Below are 17,961 nucleotides of genomic sequence, written 5' to 3'. Positions count from 1 at the left end.
GGCGGACCCCGGTTACGGTTCGGCCCGTGAAGTCCCGCCTGCTGCGCCTGCTGCCCACCGCCTACCCGTACCTGTTGGACGTGGTGGTCTCGGTGGTCTTCGTGCTGGCCTACCTCAGCTTCGCCGAGATGAGCACCGCCCCCCTGTGGCTGGGCTACCCGCTCGCGGTGCTCGTGGGCGCGCCGCTGGCGATGCGGCGCGGCCGGCCGCTGCTCACCCTCGGCATCGTGCTCGTGGCGCAGAACGTCGCCACGATCGCCCACATCACCCTGGAGCCCTACGGGGCGACGGCGTTCGCGATGTACATGGTGGCGGCGACGAGCCCGCGCCGGGTCGCGGTGTGGTCGCTGGTGGTGTCGCTGGGCCTCGCGGCGGGGGCCATCACGATCGGCGAGCCGTGGCCGGACGACATCGGGCTGGTCCTGTTCGCCTCGCTGTGCGTGGGCACGGCGTGGGCGCTGGGCCGGGTGACGCGGGTCCGGCGCGCCTACGAGGCGCGCAGGGCGGCCCAGGCGGCGTCGAGGGCGGTCATCGAGGAGCGGATGCGGATCGCCCGCGAGCTGCACGACGTGGTCGCGCACAGCCTCAGCCTCATCGCGGTCCAGGCGGGCACCGCCGCGCACGTGCGCGACCCGGCGGTGTCCGAGGAGGCGCTGCGGGTGATCGAGACGGCCTCGCGCGGCACCCTGGTGGAGATGCGCCGGCTGCTCGGCGTGCTGCGCTCGGAGGACGCGGAGGCGGAGCTGGCGCCCATGCCGAGCATGACCGACCTGCCGGAGCTGGTGTCGCGGGCCTCGCTCGCCGGGGTGACCGTCGACCTGTCGGTGCGGGGGGACGTACCGGAGGTGCTGGCGCTCACGGTGTACCGGATCGTGCAGGAGTCGATCACGAACGTGGTCAAGCACGCCGCGCCCGCGTCGTGCGCCGCCGAAGTCGAGGTGTCCGGTTCGTCCGTGTCGGTGGCGGTGGTGGACGACGGCCCCGGCGAGCGGATCGCGACCGGCCGGGGCGAGGGCCACGGGCTGATCGGGATGCGGGAGCGGGTGGCGGTGTACGGCGGGACGTTCTCGGCCGGGCCGCGGACGGGCGGCGGCTTCGAGGTGCGGGCGGAGGTGCCGCTGCCGTGATCGACGCCGACGTGATCGATGCCGCCGTGATCGACGTGGTGGTGGTGGACGACCAGGCGCTGCTGCGCGGCAGCTTCCGGGTGCTCGTGGACTCCGCGCCCGACCTGCGGGTCGTCGGCGAGGCCGGTGACGGCGCGGAGGCCGTGTCGGTGGTGCGGCGGACCTCGCCGGACGTGGTGCTGATGGACATCCGCATGCCGGGCGTGGACGGCATCACGGCCACCCGCGAGGTGGTCGCCTCGACCTCGGCCAGGGTGTTGATCCTGACCACCTTCGACCTGGACGAGTACGTCTACTCGGCGCTGCGGGCCGGGGCGAGCGGGTTCCTGCTCAAGGACACTCCCCCGGCCGAGCTGCTGGCCGCGATCCGGGTCGTGGCGGCGGGCGACTCGCTGCTGTCGCCGTCGGTGACCAGGCGGTTGGTGGCGGAGTTCGCGCGCGCCCCCGAGCAGCGGGAGGTCCGGCTGGAGGGCGTCACCGAGCGCGAGCGGGAGGTGCTGCTCCTCATCGCGCGGGGGCTGTCGAACACCGAGATCATGGCCGAGCTGCACCTGTCGGCGGGCACGGTGAAGACCCACGTGGGGCGGCTGCTGCACAAGCTCCAGGCCCGCGACCGGGCCCAGCTCGTCATCGCGGCGTACGAGTCGGGCCTGGTCACCGCCCGGTCCTAGCCGGTACACCCGGCGTTGGCCGGTCCGCCACCCGCGCCCGGTAGGTGTAGTGGTGGAGAAGTGGCGGGAGCCCGCCCGGCACGGTGGCCGGACGGGCTCCTCGTCGGTACCGACGTTCGGTGGAGCGGCCCTACAGGTACTGACCGGTGTTGGTGGCGGTGTCGATCGCCCGACCCGACTCCTGGTTCTTGCCGGTCACGAGCGTGCGGATGTAGACGATCCGCTCGCCCTTCTTGCCCGAGATCCGCGCCCAGTCGTCCGGGTTGGTCGTGTTGGGCAGGTCCTCGTTCTCGGCGAACTCGTCGACGATCGCGTCGAGCAGGTGGCGCACCGACAGGCCCGGCTGCTTGGTGTCCAGCAGGCTCTTGATGGCCGCCTTCTTGGCGCGGTCGACGATGTTCTGGATCATGGCGCCGGAGTTGAAGTCCCGGAAGTACAGGACCTCCTTGTCACCGTTGGCGTAGGTGACCTCCAGGAACCGGTTCTCCTCGGACTCCTCGTACATCCGCTCGACGGTGTGCTGCACCATGCCGTCGATGCACGCCACCGGGTCGCCGCCGAACTCGGCGAGGTCGTCGGCGTGGATCGGCAGGTCGGGCGTGAGGTACTTGTTGAAGATGTCCTTCGCGCCCTCGGCGTCCGGGCGCTCGATCTTGATCTTCACGTCGAGCCGGCCGGGACGCAGGATGGCCGGGTCGATCATGTCCTCGCGGTTGGAGGCGCCGATCACGATCACGTTCTCCAGGCCCTCGACGCCGTCGATCTCGCTGAGGAGCTGGGGCACGATCGTGGTCTCGACGTCGGAGGACACGCCCGAACCGCGGGTGCGGAAGATCGAGTCCATCTCGTCGAAGAACACGATCACCGGGGTGCCCTCGGACGCCTTCTCGCGCGCCCGCTGGAAGATCAAGCGGATGTGCCGCTCGGTCTCGCCCACGAACTTGTTGAGCAGCTCGGGGCCCTTGATGTTGAGGAAGTAGCTCTTGGCCTCGCGGTGGCCCTCGCCGCGCGCGGCGAAGACCTGCTTGGCCAGGGAGTTCGCCACCGCCTTGGCGATGAGCGTCTTGCCGCACCCGGGAGGGCCGTACAGCAGCACGCCCTTGGGCGGGCGCAGCTTGTACTCGCGGAAGAGGTCGGCGTGCAGGAAGGGCAGCTCCACGGCGTCGCGGATCTGCTCGATCTGCCGGAACAGGCCGCCGATGTCCTCGTACTTGACGTCCGGCACCTCCTCCAGCACGAGGTCCTCGACCTCGGCCTTGGGGACCCGCTCGTAGGCGAACCCGGCCTTGGAGTCGACCAGCAGCGAGTCGCCCGCCTTGAGCGGCGAGTCCATCAGCGGCTGGGCGAGCCAGACGACCCGCTCCTCGTCGGCGTGGCCCACGACCAGGGCCCGACCGATCGTGGTGTCGGCCTCTTCCGACTCGAGGACCTCGCGCAGCGTGCAGACCTCGCCGGTCCGCTCGAAGCCGCCGCCCTCGACCACGGTCAACGCCTCGTTCAGGCGCACCGACTGGCCCAGGACCAGCGACGACGTCTCGACCGCGGGCGAGACCGACACCCGCATCCGACGGCCTGAGGTGAACACGTCCACCGTGCCGTCCTCGAACCGCGCCAGGTACACGCCGTAGCCGCTGGGCGGCTGGGCGAGGCGGTCCACCTCCTCGCGCAGCGCGAGCAGCTGGCTCCGTGCTTCTCGAAGGGTGTCGATGAGCTTCGTGTTGCGCTCGGTCAGTTGGCTGACGCGCTCCGTCGCCTCCGCCAACCGCTGCTCCAGCAGGCGGACGTGTCGTGGGGATTCCGTCAACTTGCGGCGCAGCAACGCGATCTCGTCCTCGAGGAACCGGATCTGCGCAGTCAGCTCACCAGAGTTGTTGCCCTTGTTCAGCTCGCCGCCCTCATCGGGCTGGCTGCCGGGATGACCGTGCTGCATGTCGGCACCCTCCTCCCGTGTACGTACGACAACGGTACCGGCGATCACCGACAAAAGCCGCCACCCTGCGAGTTCCCGGGCGTCGCGTGATCACGCATTCCGCCCGCTCGGCCGGATGAACTGCTCCATACCGGTGTCAGCCGGAACCTCCTACCCGCTACGGTGCGTCTCTAACACGAGTGCCACGTGCGTGGTCCGGGCAGTCTCCACTGCCACCAGCGCAAAGTTCTAGGAGAACGTGATGTCCGTCCCGCCGCAGCAGCCGGAACCCCACGGTCAGCAGCCGGGTCCATTTGGCCAACAACCAGGCCAATTCGGTCAGCAGCCGGGGTACGGCCAGCAGCCCGGCGGGTACCCGCCACCGCCCCAGGGCTTCCCACAGGGTGGACAGCAGCCCGGCTACGGGACCCCGCCGGCCGGGCAGCCGCAGCCCGGCTACGGCCCTCCGCCCGGCGCCCACGGGCAGCCCCAGCAGCCCGGACAGCCCGGTTACGGCCAGCAGCCGTACGGACCGCAAGGCCAGTTCAACCAGCCCGGTTACGGCCAACCGGGTGGTTTCGGCGACCCGTACGGCGCGCCGCCCAAGAAGAGCCCGCTGCCGTGGGTCCTCGGGGGCGTCGGCGCGCTGGTCGTCATCGGCGTGGTGGTCACGTTGGTGCTGACGCTGGGCGGCGGGAGCAACGGCACGGCCAAGGACGCGGCGGACGGCTTCGCGGCGGCCGTCTCGGCCAAGGACTACGAGAAGCTCGGCAAGCTGACCTGCGCCGAGGACCAGAAGGACGTCGAGGACCTGAAGAAGGCGTTCGACCCGGACGCGATGAGCGCCGAGATCGACAAGCAGCTCGAAGGCCTGCCCGAGGAGGCGAAGGAGCAGGCCAGGAAGATGCAGGAGGCGATCAAGGACATCAAGATCGTCGCCACCGTCGACAAGGTCGAGGAGAAGAGCGACACCCAGGCCGAGGCGACCATGACCATCAAGCTGGAGGGCATCCCCGGCGACATGCAGGGGATGATGAAGGACTCGCAGACCGACACGGTCTCGTTCACCAAGACCGACGACGGCTGGGTCGCCTGCGGCAACTGAACCCCGCCGCGACCGGCCCCACGACGTCCGACGGCCCCGCCCACCACCTGGTGGACGGGGCCGTCGTGCCTGGTCAGCCCTTGGACGGCCGGCGCTGCGGGCGGGGCGGGGTGACGCCGTCGGCGAGCCTGCGGGTGGTCAGCAGGAACGCGGTGTGGGCGATCATCCGGTGCTCGGGCCGCACGGCCAGGCCCACCGAGTGCCACGGCCGCACGAGGGTCTCCCACGACTGGGGCTCGGTCCAGTGCTGCTGCTCCCGGATGGCCTCGGTGACCTTGGACAGCTGGGTCGTGGTCGCCACGTAGACGACCAGCACGCCGCCGGGGATCAGGTTCTTCGACACGGTCGGCAGCACGTCCCAGGGGGCGAGCATGTCGAGGACCACCCGGTCGACCTCGCCCTCGTGCTCGACGAGGTCGCTCACGGTCAGCGACCAGTTGCCGGGCCGCTCGCCGAAGAACTGCTCGACGTTGCGGATCGCGTGGTCGGCGTGGTCCTGGCGCACCTCGTAGGAGATCACGCTGCCCTTCTCGCCGACCGCGCGCAGCAACGAGCAGGTCAGGGCCCCGGAACCGGCGCCGGCCTCCAGCACCCGGGCACCGGGGAAGATGTCGCCGTACATGACGATCTGGGCGGCGTCCTTGGGGTAGATCACCTGGGCGCCCCGCGGCATGGACAGCACGTAGTCGGCCAGCAGCGGTCGCAGGGCCAGGAACGACGTGCCGCCGACGGAGACCACCACCGACCCCTCGGGCTGCCCGATCAGCTTGTCGTGCGGCAGGGCACCGCGGTGGGTGTGGTACTCCTTGCCCGGTTCGAGCACGATGGTGTAGTGCCGTCCCTTCGGGTCGGTCAACTGCACCCGGTCTCCGGGCTGGAACGGACCACTGGCGGTGCTCACCGCGGCGAACCTCCTGCTTGGACGCGCGTCAACAGCGCACGATCGTCGCACGGCCGCCGCGGCGCGCTACCGGCGGGACTTCCCGGTCTCGGTGAACGAGTGGTGTACCGGCCAGCCGAGCAGCCAGATGATCCCGACCACGGTCATCACGCCCATCTGGTCGAGCAGCGTCCCGGTGCGCTCCGGCGTCGAGACGACGTGCACCAGCAGCAGCACGACGGCGCCCGCGATGGCCCAGGCCAGCGCGAACTTGCCCCACTCGCGCCACTCGTAGCGCACCTTCGCCGGGCCGCGCTTGGGCGGCTTGACCGGCGGCGGACCGCCCGCGAAGCGGTGGTGGAAGCGCTGGTCGAGCCAGCGCAGCCCGCTGTGCCCGAACGCCACGCTGATGCCCAGGTAGATGGCGGCCAACCCGTGCGCCGCGTTCCCCTCACCCCCTCTCCTCAGGTCGACGACGGTCGCGACCAGCAGCACCACGTCCACCAGGGGGGTGCACACCAGCAGGACCGAGCTGAGCCTGCGCATCCGCAGCACGTACCGGGCGAACAGGCCGGCTACCAGCACGACCCAGAACCCGATCTCGCACGCCACAATGATGACCAACAACGGTTCGACCACGGTCCCAGCGTGGTCGTGCGCGCCGGCGGGCGCGTCGTCGGTGCGACCCACCCGGGTGTCATCACTTCGTATGACGCCCCCGTCCGGGTGCTGTGCTGTGATGGCGGCGTGCAGCTCCAGCGGATCCGCCGCGACCTGCTCACCGCGGTGGCGTTCTTCGCCGTGGGGCTGGTCCTCCACCTGCTCAACATCGACCTGGTGCTCGGCGGCCGGGACGCGGACGTACCCCTCGGCACCCGGCTCGCCGTGCTCGGCGTGGCGTGCGCGGGCCAGGTGTTCCGCCGCACGGTGCCCGTCGCGGCCCTCGTCGTGGTCTTCGCCGCGACGGCGGTCGACCTGTCCCTGGGGTTGCGGCTCTCGGTGGTGCTGGTGTGCGTCGACGTGCTGTTCGCGGCGGCGCTGCACGGCCCGCGGCGGCTGCACCAGGTGCTCGTGGGCGCGGTCGGCGCGCTGACCCTGGGCACCGCGGCCGTGGTCGCGGTGGTCGGCGACTGGCGGTCGTCGTTCTACGCCGGCCTCCAGGTGTTCTCGCTGCTCGTGGCGCCGGTGTGGTGGGCGACGAACGTGCGGCAGCACCGCGAGGGGGCCGAGCAGGTCGCCCGGATCGCCGAGCTGGACCGGCGGGCGGCGGTGGGTGCCGAGCGCACCCGCATGGCCCGTGACCTGCACGACGTGGTCGCCGGGCACCTGTCCGCCATCGCGATCCAGTCCGAGGCGGTGCTCTCGCTGCGCGACGGCGACCCGGAGACCGCGCGCACGGTGCTGAAGTCGGTCCGCGAGAACAGCGTGCGCGCCCTGGAGGAGATGCGGATGATGATCGACGTGCTGCGCGCGGAGGAACCGCTGGACGCGCCGGTCGCCGTGCGGCTGTCCGACGCGGACCGCCTGGTGGAGTCGGCGCGGGCGGCCGGGCTGGACGTGGAGTTCCGGGGCGCGGACGTCGACGACCTGCCGGTGGCGGTGGACGTCGCGGCCTACCGGATCGTGCAGGAGGCGTTGACCAACGCGGTGAAGCACTCGTCCGGCGCGCACGCGTCGGTGGAGCTGGAACGGCAGGTCAGGCGGTTGGTGCTGGTCGTGCGCAACCCTGCGGACGAGGTGGAGCCGGGCACCGGGACGGGGTTGGTGAGCATGGCGGAACGCGCTCAGGCGGTGCTCGGGTCGTTCTCGGCGGGCCGCGACGGCGGCGAGTGGGTCGTGCGGGCGGAGCTGCCGCTGTGATCCGGGTGCTGGTGGCCGACGACCACGCCGCGATCCGGGCCGGGCTCGTGATGATCCTGGGCGGCGCGGACGGCGTCGAGGTGGTCGGCGAGGCGGGTGACGGCGCGACGGCGGTGCGGATGACCCGGTCGCTGCGGCCCGACGTGGTGCTGATGGACATCCGGATGCCGGGCACGGACGGCATCGAGGCGACGCGGCAGATCGGCGACGTGGCGGACGTGCTGGTGCTGACGACGTTCGACCTGGACGAGTACGTGTCCGGGGCGCTGCGGGCGGGCGCGGCGGGGTTCCTGCTGAAGTCCGTGGAGGCGCCCGCGCTGGTGGAGGCGGTGCGGCGGGTCGCGGCGGGTGACGGCGTGCTCGCGCCCAGCGTGACGCGGCGGGTGATGCGGGAGTTCGCCTCGGCCGCGCCCCGGACCCGCCCGGCGGGCCTGGACTCGCTGACCGAGCGCGAGGTCGACGTGCTGCGCTGCCTCGGCGAAGGGCTGTCGAATCACCAGATCGGGCGAAAGCTGCACATCGGCGAGACGACGGTGAAGACGCACGTGTCGCGGGTGCTGACGAAGCTGGACCTGCGGTCGCGGGTGCAGGCGGCGATCCTGGCCCAGGAGGCGAACCTGCTCAGCGGCGGTCGGTAGGCGGTCCGGGCCGACAGCGGTCCGGGCTCAACGGCGGTCCAGGGCGGCCTTGAGGTCCTCGCGCCGCAGCACGCCCGCGGGCCTGCCCTCCAGGTCGACGACCAGGTACTCCCAGGCCGCGGTGCCGCGGACGCGCTCGACCACCTCGTCGCCGCTCTCGTTCTCCAGCAGCACGGTCTCCGGCCGGATCGGCACGGCGGCCTGCTCGGCGGGCGCGTGCGGCGAGGTCGAGGCGAGCTGCCGGGCCATCTCCCGGTCGAGCAGGCCGGCCGCGACGCCGTCCGCGCGGACCAGCACCACGCCCCGGCCCGCGGACGCGGTCAGCGCGCCCGACACGGGGCTCTCGGCGGGCAGTTGCAGCACGGGGCGGACCAGCTCGGTGAGCGTGAGGCCCTCCGGCCAGGTCCGCCGGTGCTCGGCGGCCAGCTCGCCGCGCGCGCCGGCCAGCACGAACCAGGCCGTGAGCAGGCACACGCCGAACCTGATCCAGCGGTCCTCGGCCCCGTCGAACAGGCCCCACAGCGCCCACGCCACCAGCAGCGCGGCCACCGCCCCGCCGCCGACCACCGCGGCCCTGGTACCCGCCGCTCGGCGGCCCGTGACGGCCCAGACGCCGGCGCGCAGGATGCGCCCGCCGTCCAGCGGCAGCCCCGGGAGCAGGTTGAACACCGCCACGGCGGCGTTGGCGAACGCGGTCTGCGCGATCAGCAGCCACACCGCGTCGGGTCGCGGGATCGCGGCGGCGGCCAGCGCGAACGCCCCCGCCAGCACGATCGAGACCACCGGTCCGGCCGCGGCGATGGCGCCCTCGTGCGCGGGTTTGGCGGGGGTGCGCATCACCTCGGACACGCCGCCCAGCAGGAACAGCCGCAACCGGCGGACCGGCAGGCCCAGGTGCAGCGCGACGAGGCTGTGGCCCAGCTCGTGGGCGAGCACCGACAGGCCCAGGAAGACGGCGAACGTGGCCGCGAGCAGCACGCCGGTGATCCCGCCCGCGCCGGGGGCGAGGCGCCCGACCATCGGGGCGTAGAGCACGACGATGGCCGCCGACCCCAGCCACCACGACGGCGCGAGCAGCACCGGTATCCCGGCCGCGCGGAACAGCGGCAGCCCACCGTCCCGGCCGACCTGCCGTCGCCAACCCGTCGTCGCCACGTCCAGAGCCTAGGTGCCCCGGTGTATCAGCGCTGTGATCCCGACCAGGGCGTTTGGAGGTGATCTTGTCGGTGGGGTGGCCTATCGTTCCCGCCATGGCAGTGCCGACAACCGAGCGCCCCGTTCGCAGGCCAGCGCTCTCCCCGTCCCGTGCGGGCGACTTCAAGCAGTGCCCGCTGCTCTACCGGTTCCGCGCCGTCGACCGGCTGCCGGAGAAGCCGACCAGGGCGCAGGTGCGGGGCACGGTGGTGCACGCGGTGCTGGAGGACCTGTTCGGGCTGCCCGCCCGGGAGCGGGTCCCGGAGCGGGCCCGCGAGCTGGTGGGCCCCGCGTGGGAGCGGGTGCGGGCGGAGCGGCCGGAGTTCGCCGGGCTGTTCGAGGCCGACGACCCGGAGCAGGAGACGTGGCTGGCCTCCGCCGAGGGGCTGCTGGACGGCTACTTCGGGTTGGAGGACCCGCGCCGGTTCGACCCGGACGCCCGCGAGCTGCTGGTCGAGTGGGAGCTGCCGTCCGGGGTGCTGCTGCGCGGCTACGTCGACCGGGTGGACGTGGCGCCGACCGGCGAGATCCGGGTGGTCGACTACAAGACGGGCGCCGCGCCGCGCGAGGTGGGCGAGGCCAAGGCGCTGTTCCAGATGAAGTTCTACGCGCTGGTGCTGTGGCGGCTGCGCGGCGAGGTGCCCCGCCAGCTGCGGTTGATGTACCTGGCCGACCGGCAGGCGCTGGCCTACCAGCCGGACGAGGCGGAGCTGGCCCGGTTCGAGCGCACCCTGGAGGCGATCTGGGACGCCATCCTGCGCGCGGCGAAGACGGGCGACTTCCGGCCGAACCCGAGCAAGCTGTGCTCCTACTGCGACCACAAGGCGCTGTGCCCGGCGTTCGACGGCACCCCGCCGCCCTACCCGGGCTGGCCGGAGCCGGACGCGGGCGTGGAGACGGTGCTGGACAGGGCGGACTAGTGGCGTTCTACGAGCGGCTCGACGAGGGCCGGTTCGCCTCGACCCCGCACACGTCGGGTCCGTGGTCGGGCGAGAGCCAGCACCTCGGGCCGCCGTCGGCGCTGCTGGTGCGGGCGGTGGAGTGGCGGTCGGTCGGCGGCGCCTTCGGGCCGGGCGACGCCGTGGTGTGGGCGCGACCGCGGGTGCCGGTGGTGGCGGGCGAGGAACCGACCGCCCTCCAGCGGCTGTTCGCGATAGCCGACTCGGCCGGCGGCGTGTCGAGCCGGCTGGACGTCGCGAAGTGGTACTCGATCAACACCGACCTGACCGTGCACCCGCACCGGGAGCCGGTCGGCGAGTGGTTCGCCCTCGACGCGCGCACGGTGATCGGCCCGGCGGGCGTCGGCGTGGCGACCAGCGAGCTGCACGACGAGTCGGGTCCCGTGGGTCGCGGCGCGCAGTCGCTGTTCGTGCGGGAGCGCTAGGGCGCGTCGAGCGCGCGGTAGTGCTCGACGGTCGGGAACGGGTCGTAGAAGTGGTGCAGCAGCGCCTTCCACCGCGGGTACAGCGGGCCCTGCCGGAAGCCGACCGTGTGGTCCTCCAGGCGTTCCCACCACACCAGCAGCAGGTAGCGGGACGGCTGCTCGACCGACCGCCGCAGGTCCAGCGAGACGAAGCCCGGCGAGGTGGCGACGACGTCGCGGGCCTCGGCGAACGCCCGCTCGAAGTCCGCCTCCAGGCCGGGGCGGACGTCGAGCGTCGCGGTTTCCAGGATCACAGGTGCTTGTAGACGTCTTCGAGGGTGAGGCCGCGGCCGAGCATCAGCACCTGCACGCGGTACAGCAGCTGCGAGACCTCCTCGGCGAGCCGCTCGTCGGACTCGTGCTCGGCGGCGATCCACACCTCGCCGGCCTCCTCCAGCACCTTCTTGCCCTGCGCATGCACCCCGGCCTCCAGAGCCGCGGCGGTGGCGGAGCCCTCAGGGCGGGTGCGTGCGCGTTCGCTCAGCTCGGCGAACAGCTCGTCGAAGGTCTTCACGGGGTCTGATCCTCGCATCCCCCGAACGGCGGCAGGCCGGTGGGGACCCCGGTTCAGCCGACCGGGACGCGGGTCCGGGCGCGCAGCCCGACGACCTGCGCCACCACCGACGCCGCGGCGAACAGCACGCCCAGCCCGGGGCGCGGCACCGCCACCGGGACGACCCCGGCCCAGGACGCGCCGTCGTACCCGGACGCCACGAGCACCGCCGCCGCGAGCGCCACCGCGCCCACGACCAGGCCGGGCACGGGGCCGGACCGGGCGGGCAGCAGCGCGCACGCGTGCAGCAGCGCCGCCGCACCGAGGTAGAGCCACCACCGGGGCAGCCGCGACAGCTCGACGTCGACCTGCCCGTAGTGCGACCACGGCACGAGCACGGCCAGCACGGTGAGGCTGAGGGCGACGACGGTCCACTTGGCGAGCGGGCTCACCCCGCGAACCCTAGATGCCGTAGCGCGGGGCGGTGAACGGCCACGCCTCGGCGATCCACTTCGGCACGAACGCGTCGAGCGCGCGCTCCAGGTCGGTGCCGACCTTGTCGTCCACGACCCACCAGGAGATCAGCGCCTCGGTGCCCTCCGGGTCGATGTAGACGCACCCGTACAGCTCGGTCTCGTCGGCGTTGAACAAGGCGTAGTTGAACGACAGGTGGTCGTTCTGCTCCTGCTCGTGGCGGGCCAGGTCGACGCGGTCCTGCTCGCGGGTCATGGTGGCGGGCGGCCAGCCCCACGCCTCGCCGTAGAGCGACCAGAGCCGTTCCCGCGACCCCACCACGGCCGGGAAGTCGATGTCCACATCGGACTCGCGGATGGGTCGCAGGTGGTGCTCGGCATCGAGCGGCACGCGGTTCGGGTGGACGAAGTCAGCGGGGAGCCAGGCCATGCGCGGGATTCTGCGTGGCCGGCCGCCGGGCGCGCCACCGAAAATCCGTTGGCACGCGACGTGACCGGGGCCACACTGCTGCGGTGACCTCCCTGGACGGCCTCGTGCTGCGGACCGCGCGCCCCGACGACCTCGACCGGATCGGCGCGCTGCTGGCGGACCGGGGCGACCCCGCGGACGCCGTGGACCACCTGCTGGTGGTGGAGGACCCGGACGCCGGGTGGGAGTCGTGCGCGGTCGTCGTGGACGGCGACCGGGTGGTGTCCACCGCGACCCTGCTGGACGAGACGCTGGTGCTGGCCGGGCTGGAGATCCCGGCGGGCCAGGTCGAACTGGTCGCCACCGATCGCGACTACGAGGGCCGCGGCCTGGTCCGGGCGCTGATGGGCTGGGCGCACGAGCGGTCCGCCGCCCGGGGGCACCTGGTGCAGGTCATGCTCGGCATCCCGTACTTCTACCGGAAGTTCGGCTACACCTACGCGGTGCCGATCGCGGCGACGCGCCCGGTGACCGGCCACCCGGCGGCGGGGGCGCACGCGATCCGCGAGGCGACGGTCGACGACATCCCGGCGATGGCCCGGCTCCAGGACGCCGAGCAGGCGCGCGCCGACCTGTCCATGCCGCACTCCCCCGCCCTGTGGCGCTGGCTGATCTCCCGCGACGGCAGCACCCAGTGGCTGGTCGAACGGGACGGCGTGCCGGTCGCGACGGGCCGCACCACCCCGCCCGACGAGGGCCTGCGGCTGGCCGAGGCCGCCGCGACCGACGAGGCCGCCGGGCACGCGCTGCTCGCGCTGACCGGCGCGCGGGAGGCCACCGAGCGGCCGGGCACGGTGGCGGGCGCCGCGCTGGAGCCGTTCCTGGCGCCGGCCGCCGAGGAGACCAACTCCCACTACGTGCGGGTCGCCGACCCGGTCGCCCTGCTGGAGCACCTGCGGCCGGTGTTCGGGGCGCGGCTCGCGGCGTCGGGGGCGTTCGCCGACCGGGAGGGCGAGGCCGTGGTGTCGTTCTACGGGTCGCACGTGCGGCTGCCGTTCACGGCGGGCGAGGTCGGCCCGGTCGTGGCGGGCGGCACGATGCAGGCACCGGGGGCGGCGGGCGGCGCGGGCGTGGCGCCGGACCTGCTGGCGTCGCTGCTGTTCGGCCCGCACGGCCTCAAGGGCCTCACGGCCCGCCACCCCGACGTCTACCCGGGCCCGAACGCGGACCTGATGCACACCCTGTTCCCGCCGGTGCGCGCCGACATCATGACGTTCTACCTGCCCTGAGCCGCTACCACCCGTACCCGGCGAACTCCACGCCCAGCGCCACGCCCGCGAGCACCAGCAGCACGCCCGCGCAGGCCAGGGCACGTCGGTAGCCGGTGTCGCCGAGCCGGCGCCTGCCCCGCGCGACCAGGAGCGCGATCAGGACCTTGCCGCCGACCAGGGTCAGGTAGAAGCCGACCAGCAGCGCCACCGCCGCCGCGGACGACGTGCGCCACGTGCTGACGGTCAGCGGGCCGAGGGCGGTCGCCCACGCCACCCACGGGTGCGGGCTCAGCACGTTGACCAGCACCGCCCGCCGGAACGCCGGGGGTTCGCCGGTCGCGCCGAGGGTCGCCGACCGCGACTCGCGGACGGTCCGCACCCCGCTCCACACCACGAACACCGCGCCGACGACGCCGAGCACGCCCAGCGCGCGCGGCGGCAGCCGGTCCAGGAGCAGCAGGGTCGTGGCGACGACGACGGCGTCGGACAGCAGCGGGGCGCACGCCGCCGCAGCGCCCGCGCGCCACCCCGAGCGCAGTGCCGACGTGACGACCAGCACCAGCAGCGGTCCGGGGCTGATGCTCGCCGCCAGGCCGAGGGTCAGGCCCAGCCCCAGGGAGTCCACGCCGGGCAGACTAGGTCACGTGCCCGAGTACGCCCGAGTCCTGGCCACCCTGCGACGGGTGCGCGGCCTGAGCCCCTTCTTCGCCCTCGACGTCGGCCGACCCGACGAGGGCTGGCACGACGGGGACGCGCTGCCGTCCGGTCCCGCGCTGCCCGACGCGCTCGACCGCGTCGCCGCCCGCTACCGCACCGCCGAGCCGCGGGTGGCGGCGTCGCTGTTCTTCCTCGGCTGGACGGCCCGGCTGCTGAGCCCGGTGGTGGCGGCGCGGGCCGTCGACGGCGCGGTGCCGGACGTGCGGCCGGGCAACGTGTGGTGGCGCTACGGCCCCGACGGCCTCCAGGTGCGGTTGAAGGAACCCCTGGTGGGGGTGGGTCTCGTCGAGTCGCTCGCGCCCGTGGTCGACGCGGTGCGGGCGGTCGCGCCGGTCGCGCCGGGGCTGCTGTGGGGCAACGCGGCGTCGTCCGCGGCGGGTGCGCTGCGGGTCGTGGCGCGCACCGGCACGGCGAGCGCCGAGGCGTGCGTGGAGCTGGGCGGGGAGCTGTTCGCCGAACCGCCGCTGCGGGGCACCGGCGAGTTCGTGCCGTTCCCCGGCGAGGTCGCGTTCCGGCGGCGCAGCTGCTGCCTCTACTACCGGCTCGACGGCGGCGGGACGTGCGGCGACTGCCCGCTGCCCGCCCGCTGACCACGTGGGGCGAGGCGCACGACAACTCGTCCGGCCGGTTGTGCCCGACCACGATCCACACCTACCGTGCGGGCGCCGCGGCGGACGGGGAGCCGGTGGGAATCCGGCGCGGTCCTCGCCACTGCGACCGGGGAGCCGACCCGCCGAGAACGTCACTGGCCGCGCAGCCCGCCCCGATCCACGTGCCCAAGTGGGCCTACGCCGTCGCGCTGCTGGTGACCTGGGTGGTGCTCCAGGAGAACGGCGTCGCCCTCGGCCACGCCGCGGAGACCGTCCACGAGTTCTTCCACGACGGGCGCCACGCGCTCGGCGTGCCGTGCCACTGAGGCCGGGCGTGCCCACCCGGACGACGTGCCCAGCGGGGTGCTGTGGGACTTCCGGTTGGCCTCCGCCGAGACGGCCACGTTGTGGCTGGGTCTGGGCGTGGTGTTCGGCCTGCTGGTCGCCCCTGCCGCGCACCGGGTGAACACCGCCGTCGCGGCCCGACCCGGGGTCACGAACGCAGAACTCGGGGGTCCTGAGCGTAGGACTCGGGGGTCCTAAGCGTAGGACTCGGGGGTCCTGAGCGTAGGACTCACCGGTCCTGAGCGTAGGACTCGCCGGGTCTGGGCGTTGGACTCTCGGGGGTGGGCGGGTGGGGGGTGGGGCGGGTCAGGGGAGGAGGGCGGTTAGGGCGGGCAGGTCCACGCCGGTCAGGGAGTCGCGGAACACGCGGCGCTCGCCCTGGTCCACGGGGACCTCGCACGGCACGACCAGGACGGTGCAGCCGGCGGCCACGGCGGCGGCCACGCCGGTCGGCGAGTCCTCGACCGCCACGCAGCGCGCCGGGTCGGCGCCCAGCAGGCGGGCGGCCTTCAGGTAGGGCTCGGGCAGCGGCTTGTTGCGGCCGTCGACCTCGTCACCGCAGACGACCACGTCGAACAGGTCCCGGCCCAGGGTGTCCAGGGCCACCTCGGTCAGCCTGCGCTCGGTGGAGGTGACCAGCGCCATCGGCACGCCCGACGAGCGCACCGCGCGCAGCGCGTCCTGGGCGCCCGGCCGCCACGGCAGCCCGGCCCGGAACACCTCCTCGGTGCGGCGCGAGATCCAGGCCGCGCCGTCCGCGGCGTCCTCCTCCGTCGGCACCAGGCCGACCTCGCCGAACAGCAGCGCCATGGTCCTGGGCACGCTCGACCCGACCAGTGATCGCCGGGTCTCGGCGGACAGCTCGCCACCCAGCTTCCCCACGAACTCGGCGAGCGGGACGTCCCACAGCTTCTCCGAGTCCAGCAGCGTGCCGTCCATGTCCCACAGCACAGCCTCGACCGTCATCTCCACCCTTCCGAAGCGGCCCCGGCGCGGGGTTCGGCACCCCGAACACGCCGTGACCTGCGAAGTCGCCCGGGGTCGGAGACGTGGTCGGCACACCTCCGCCCGCCACGGGCGCGTCGTCGGCAGCCGTCCCCGGCGGCACCGGCGGGACACGGGCCGACATGCGCCAAGCCTACGGCGTCGGGTCCGCGCCGGGGGTCGTAGTCTGACGCCGTGACCGATCCGGACCAGGCCGCCCAGACCCCCTCCAACCCCGGCAAACCGCTCACCAACCCGATCTTGGTAGCGGCCTTCGAGGGGTGGAACGATGCCGGTGACGCCGCCAGCACCGCGATCGAGCACCTGCAACTGACGTGGGACGCGACGCCGCTGGCGGAGATCGACCCGGACGACTACTACGACTTCCAGGTGACGCGCCCCACGGTCCGGATGGTCGACGGCATCACCCGGAGGGTGGAATTCCCGACCACCCGGCTGTCCGTGTGCCGCCCGCCCGGCTCCGCCACCGACGTCGTCCTGGTGCACGGCATCGAGCCCAACATGCGGTGGCGGAAGTTCGCCGCCGAGCTGCTGGGCCACATCGAGGACCTGGGTGTGACCACGGTGGTCACCCTGGGCGCACTGCTGATGGACACCCCGCACACCCGGCCGGTGCCGGTGACGGGCACGGCCTACGACCCGGCCGCCGCCGCCAAGTACGGGCTGGAGCGGTCCCGCTACGAGGGGCCCACGGGCATCGTCGGCGTGTTCCAGGACCTGTGCGTGCAGGCGGGCGTGCCGGCGATCTCGTTCTGGGCGGCCGTGCCGCACTACGTGTCGCAGCCGCCGTCCCCCAAGGCCACCCTGGCGCTGCTGCACCGCGTCGAGGAGGTCCTGGACGTGGAGGTGCCGCTCGGGGCGCTGCCGGAGCAGGCCGAGGAGTGGGAGCGCACGGTCAGCGAGATGGCCGACGAGGACGAGGACGTGCGCAACTACGTGCGGGCGCTGGAGGAGCGCGGCGACGCGGAGATCCAGATCACCGAGGCCAGCGGTGACGACATCGCCGCTGAGTTCGAGCGCTACCTGCGCCGGCGCGGTCGCGGACCGGGTCGCGGGCCGACCGGGATGTGACCCGGCTCCGGCTCGCGGCGCTGCACGCGGGCGGGTTCCTCGGGCCGTTCGGCGGCGCGATGACCGCCTCGGTGCTGCCCGGGGTCGGTGCGGACTTCGGCACGTCGGCGGGCGCCGCGGCGGCCACGCTGACCGGCTACGTGCTGCCGTTCTCGCTGCTCGTGCTCGTGTCCGGCACGCTGGGCGGCCGGTGGGGCGCGTCCCGGTCGGTGCGGCTGGCCCACGTCGCGTACGCGGTGGCGTCGGTGCTGTGCGCGGTGGCATGGTCGCTCCCGGCGGGGCGGGCGCTCCAGGGCGCGGCGAACGCGTTCACCACTCCCCTGCTGCTGGCCGCGGTCGCGGCGGTGGCCCCGCGCGAGCGGCTGGGGCGCTCGCCGGGGCTGTTCGCGTCGATGCAGGCCACCGGGCAGGCGTTCGCCCCGCTGCTCGGCGGGGTGGCGGCCGAGGTGTCGTGGCGGTGGGCGTTCGTCGGCGCGGCGGTGGTGGCGGTCGTGCCGGCCGCGATCGGGCTGCCCGACGCGCCGGCGCGCGGCGGGGACCGGCCGCCGCTGCGCAGCGCGTGGCGGGCGGGGACCTTGCTGCCGGCCGCCGCGGGGTTCGTGGCGTGGGGCTGCCCGGGCGGGGTGTCGTTCCTGGTGGCGCTGCGGCTGGGGAACTCGTTCGGGTTGGGCTCGGGGCGGCGCGGGCTGGTGCTGACCGGGTTCGGGCTGGTCGCGATCGTGACGGCGCGGGTCACCGGGTGGCTGGTCGACCGGGTCGGGGCGCGGCGGTGCGCGCTGG

General features: G+C 73.6%; 21 protein-coding genes and 1 pseudogene. 12 read left to right on the top strand and 10 right to left on the bottom strand.

Annotated elements, in window-relative coordinates:
- The first annotated feature begins 26 nt into the window (after positions 1 to 26).
- Positions 27 to 1,127 (top strand): sensor histidine kinase, encoded by a 1,101-nt coding sequence (locus ACR807_RS07935; protein ID WP_438920548.1) that lies wholly within the window; start codon positions 27 to 29, stop codon positions 1,125 to 1,127.
- 26 nt (positions 1,128 to 1,153) lie between these two features.
- Positions 1,154 to 1,798 (top strand): response regulator, encoded by a 645-nt coding sequence (locus ACR807_RS07930; RefSeq protein ID WP_438920592.1) that lies wholly within the window; start codon positions 1,154 to 1,156, stop codon positions 1,796 to 1,798.
- Between the two features lie 130 nt (positions 1,799 to 1,928).
- Here the strand turns inward: ACR807_RS07930 and arc are convergent, their stop codons facing one another.
- Positions 1,929 to 3,728: a proteasome ATPase gene (arc, locus tag ACR807_RS07925; RefSeq protein ID WP_438920547.1), complete on the bottom strand. Its 1,800-nt coding sequence runs from the start codon at positions 3,726 to 3,728 to the stop codon at positions 1,929 to 1,931.
- A 241-nt stretch (positions 3,729 to 3,969) separates the two neighbouring features.
- Between arc and ACR807_RS07920 the strand changes: the two genes are divergently transcribed.
- Positions 3,970 to 4,812: a hypothetical protein gene (locus ACR807_RS07920; RefSeq protein WP_438920546.1), complete on the top strand. Its 843-nt coding sequence runs from the start codon at positions 3,970 to 3,972 to the stop codon at positions 4,810 to 4,812.
- A gap of 73 nt (positions 4,813 to 4,885) precedes the next feature.
- On the opposite strand, the gene ACR807_RS07915 is transcribed toward ACR807_RS07920, so the two are convergent.
- Together ACR807_RS07915 and ACR807_RS07910 are read right to left on the bottom strand one after the other, a co-directional pair.
- Positions 4,886 to 5,713 (bottom strand): tRNA (adenine-N1)-methyltransferase, encoded by an 828-nt coding sequence (locus ACR807_RS07915; protein WP_438920545.1) that lies wholly within the window; start codon positions 5,711 to 5,713, stop codon positions 4,886 to 4,888.
- Positions 5,714 to 5,779: 66 nt separating this feature from the next.
- Positions 5,780 to 6,331: a hypothetical protein gene (locus tag ACR807_RS07910; RefSeq protein WP_438920544.1), complete on the bottom strand. Its 552-nt coding sequence runs from the start codon at positions 6,329 to 6,331 to the stop codon at positions 5,780 to 5,782.
- A 108-nt stretch (positions 6,332 to 6,439) separates the two neighbouring features.
- Here ACR807_RS07910 and ACR807_RS07905 point away from each other — a divergent pair, with 108 nt between their 5' ends.
- Both ACR807_RS07905 and ACR807_RS07900 read left to right on the top strand, forming a co-directional pair.
- On the top strand, positions 6,440 to 7,552 hold the full coding sequence (locus ACR807_RS07905; protein ID WP_438920543.1) for a sensor histidine kinase: 1,113 nt from the start codon (positions 6,440 to 6,442) through the stop codon (positions 7,550 to 7,552).
- A complete protein-coding gene (locus ACR807_RS07900; protein ID WP_438920542.1) occupies positions 7,549 to 8,190 on the top strand; it encodes a response regulator in 642 nt (213 codons plus the stop codon). The genes ACR807_RS07905 and ACR807_RS07900 overlap by 4 nt, the downstream gene beginning before the upstream one ends.
- Positions 8,191 to 8,217: 27 nt before the next feature.
- Here ACR807_RS07900 and ACR807_RS07895 read toward each other — a convergent pair whose 3' ends face one another.
- The gene (locus tag ACR807_RS07895) at positions 8,218 to 9,345 is read right to left on the bottom strand and encodes a site-2 protease family protein (protein WP_438920541.1); all 1,128 of its coding nucleotides are present in this window, start codon (positions 9,343 to 9,345) and stop codon (positions 8,218 to 8,220) included.
- Between the two features lie 95 nt (positions 9,346 to 9,440).
- Between ACR807_RS07895 and ACR807_RS07890 the strand changes: the two genes are divergently transcribed.
- Positions 9,441 to 10,304: a RecB family exonuclease gene (locus ACR807_RS07890; protein WP_438920540.1), complete on the top strand. Its 864-nt coding sequence runs from the start codon at positions 9,441 to 9,443 to the stop codon at positions 10,302 to 10,304.
- Positions 10,304 to 10,768, top strand: a complete 465-nt coding sequence (locus tag ACR807_RS07885; RefSeq protein ID WP_438920539.1) for a thioesterase family protein — start codon at positions 10,304 to 10,306, stop codon at positions 10,766 to 10,768. Before ACR807_RS07890 ends, ACR807_RS07885 begins: the two co-directional genes overlap by 1 nt.
- On the opposite strand, the gene ACR807_RS07880 is transcribed toward ACR807_RS07885, so the two are convergent.
- Genes ACR807_RS07880 through ACR807_RS07865 form a run of 4 tightly spaced genes read right to left on the bottom strand, consistent with a single transcriptional unit; the run spans position 10,765 to position 12,203 of the window.
- Positions 10,765 to 11,061 carry an antibiotic biosynthesis monooxygenase family protein gene (locus ACR807_RS07880; protein WP_438920538.1) on the bottom strand — a complete coding sequence of 99 codons (297 nt, stop codon included), beginning with the start codon at positions 11,059 to 11,061 and terminating at the stop codon, positions 10,765 to 10,767. The genes ACR807_RS07885 and ACR807_RS07880 overlap by 4 nt on opposite strands.
- The gene (locus ACR807_RS07875) at positions 11,058 to 11,321 is read right to left on the bottom strand and encodes a phosphoribosyl-ATP diphosphatase (protein ID WP_033434999.1); all 264 of its coding nucleotides are present in this window, start codon (positions 11,319 to 11,321) and stop codon (positions 11,058 to 11,060) included. Before ACR807_RS07875 ends, ACR807_RS07880 begins: the two co-directional genes overlap by 4 nt.
- 53 nt (positions 11,322 to 11,374) lie before the next feature.
- The gene (locus tag ACR807_RS07870) at positions 11,375 to 11,752 is read right to left on the bottom strand and encodes a hypothetical protein (RefSeq protein ID WP_438920537.1); all 378 of its coding nucleotides are present in this window, start codon (positions 11,750 to 11,752) and stop codon (positions 11,375 to 11,377) included.
- A gap of 10 nt (positions 11,753 to 11,762) precedes the next feature.
- A complete protein-coding gene (locus ACR807_RS07865) occupies positions 11,763 to 12,203 on the bottom strand; it encodes an N-acetyltransferase (RefSeq protein WP_438920536.1) in 441 nt (146 codons plus the stop codon).
- Positions 12,204 to 12,286: 83 nt separating this feature from the next.
- Between ACR807_RS07865 and ACR807_RS07860 the strand changes: the two genes are divergently transcribed.
- Positions 12,287 to 13,471 (top strand): GNAT family N-acetyltransferase, encoded by a 1,185-nt coding sequence (locus ACR807_RS07860; RefSeq protein WP_438920535.1) that lies wholly within the window; start codon positions 12,287 to 12,289, stop codon positions 13,469 to 13,471.
- Positions 13,472 to 13,475: 4 nt separating this feature from the next.
- Here ACR807_RS07860 and ACR807_RS07855 read toward each other — a convergent pair whose 3' ends face one another.
- A complete protein-coding gene (locus ACR807_RS07855) occupies positions 13,476 to 14,078 on the bottom strand; it encodes a LysE family translocator (RefSeq protein ID WP_438920534.1) in 603 nt (200 codons plus the stop codon).
- A 19-nt stretch (positions 14,079 to 14,097) separates the two neighbouring features.
- Between ACR807_RS07855 and ACR807_RS07850 the strand changes: the two genes are divergently transcribed.
- On the top strand, positions 14,098 to 14,760 hold the full coding sequence (locus ACR807_RS07850) for a (2Fe-2S)-binding protein (protein WP_438920533.1): 663 nt from the start codon (positions 14,098 to 14,100) through the stop codon (positions 14,758 to 14,760).
- A complete protein-coding gene (locus ACR807_RS07845; protein WP_438920532.1) occupies positions 14,730 to 15,086 on the top strand; it encodes a hypothetical protein in 357 nt (118 codons plus the stop codon). The genes ACR807_RS07850 and ACR807_RS07845 overlap by 31 nt, the downstream gene beginning before the upstream one ends.
- A 325-nt stretch (positions 15,087 to 15,411) precedes the next feature.
- Here the strand turns inward: ACR807_RS07845 and ACR807_RS07840 are convergent, their stop codons facing one another.
- Positions 15,412 to 16,071, bottom strand: a complete 660-nt coding sequence (locus ACR807_RS07840) for an HAD family hydrolase (protein WP_438920531.1) — start codon at positions 16,069 to 16,071, stop codon at positions 15,412 to 15,414.
- Positions 16,072 to 16,284: 213 nt separating this feature from the next.
- Here ACR807_RS07840 and ACR807_RS07835 point away from each other — a divergent pair, with 213 nt between their 5' ends.
- Both ACR807_RS07835 and ACR807_RS07830 read left to right on the top strand, forming a co-directional pair.
- On the top strand, positions 16,285 to 17,181 hold the full coding sequence (locus tag ACR807_RS07835; RefSeq protein ID WP_438920530.1) for a PAC2 family protein: 897 nt from the start codon (positions 16,285 to 16,287) through the stop codon (positions 17,179 to 17,181).
- A 59-nt stretch (positions 17,182 to 17,240) separates the two neighbouring features.
- Positions 17,241 to 17,957: pseudogene (locus tag ACR807_RS07830) on the top strand (MFS transporter); the annotation flags it as partial.
- Positions 17,958 to 17,961: the final 4 nt, after the last annotated feature.

Source organism: Saccharothrix sabaoui, assembly GCF_051756985.1.
GTDB lineage: Bacteria > Actinomycetota > Actinomycetes > Mycobacteriales > Pseudonocardiaceae > Actinosynnema.
The sequence above is the reverse complement of the archived record's forward strand: the minus strand, read 5'-3'. Positions and strand labels throughout refer to the sequence as shown.

What these genes read in the sequence shown, in the direction of transcription:
- arc (WP_438920547.1), bottom strand. Translation starts at nt 3,728, where the DNA reads ATGCAGCACGGTCATCCCGGCAGCCAGCCCGATGAGGGCGGCGAGCTG.
- ACR807_RS07865 (WP_438920536.1), bottom strand. Translation starts at nt 12,203, where the DNA reads ATGGCCTGGCTCCCCGCTGACTTCGTCCACCCGAACCGCGTGCCGCTC.
- ACR807_RS07840 (WP_438920531.1), bottom strand. Translation starts at nt 16,071, where the DNA reads ATGACGGTCGAGGCTGTGCTGTGGGACATGGACGGCACGCTGCTGGAC.
- ACR807_RS07920 (WP_438920546.1), top strand. Translation starts at nt 3,970, where the DNA reads ATGTCCGTCCCGCCGCAGCAGCCGGAACCCCACGGTCAGCAGCCGGGT.
- ACR807_RS07890 (WP_438920540.1), top strand. Translation starts at nt 9,441, where the DNA reads ATGGCAGTGCCGACAACCGAGCGCCCCGTTCGCAGGCCAGCGCTCTCC.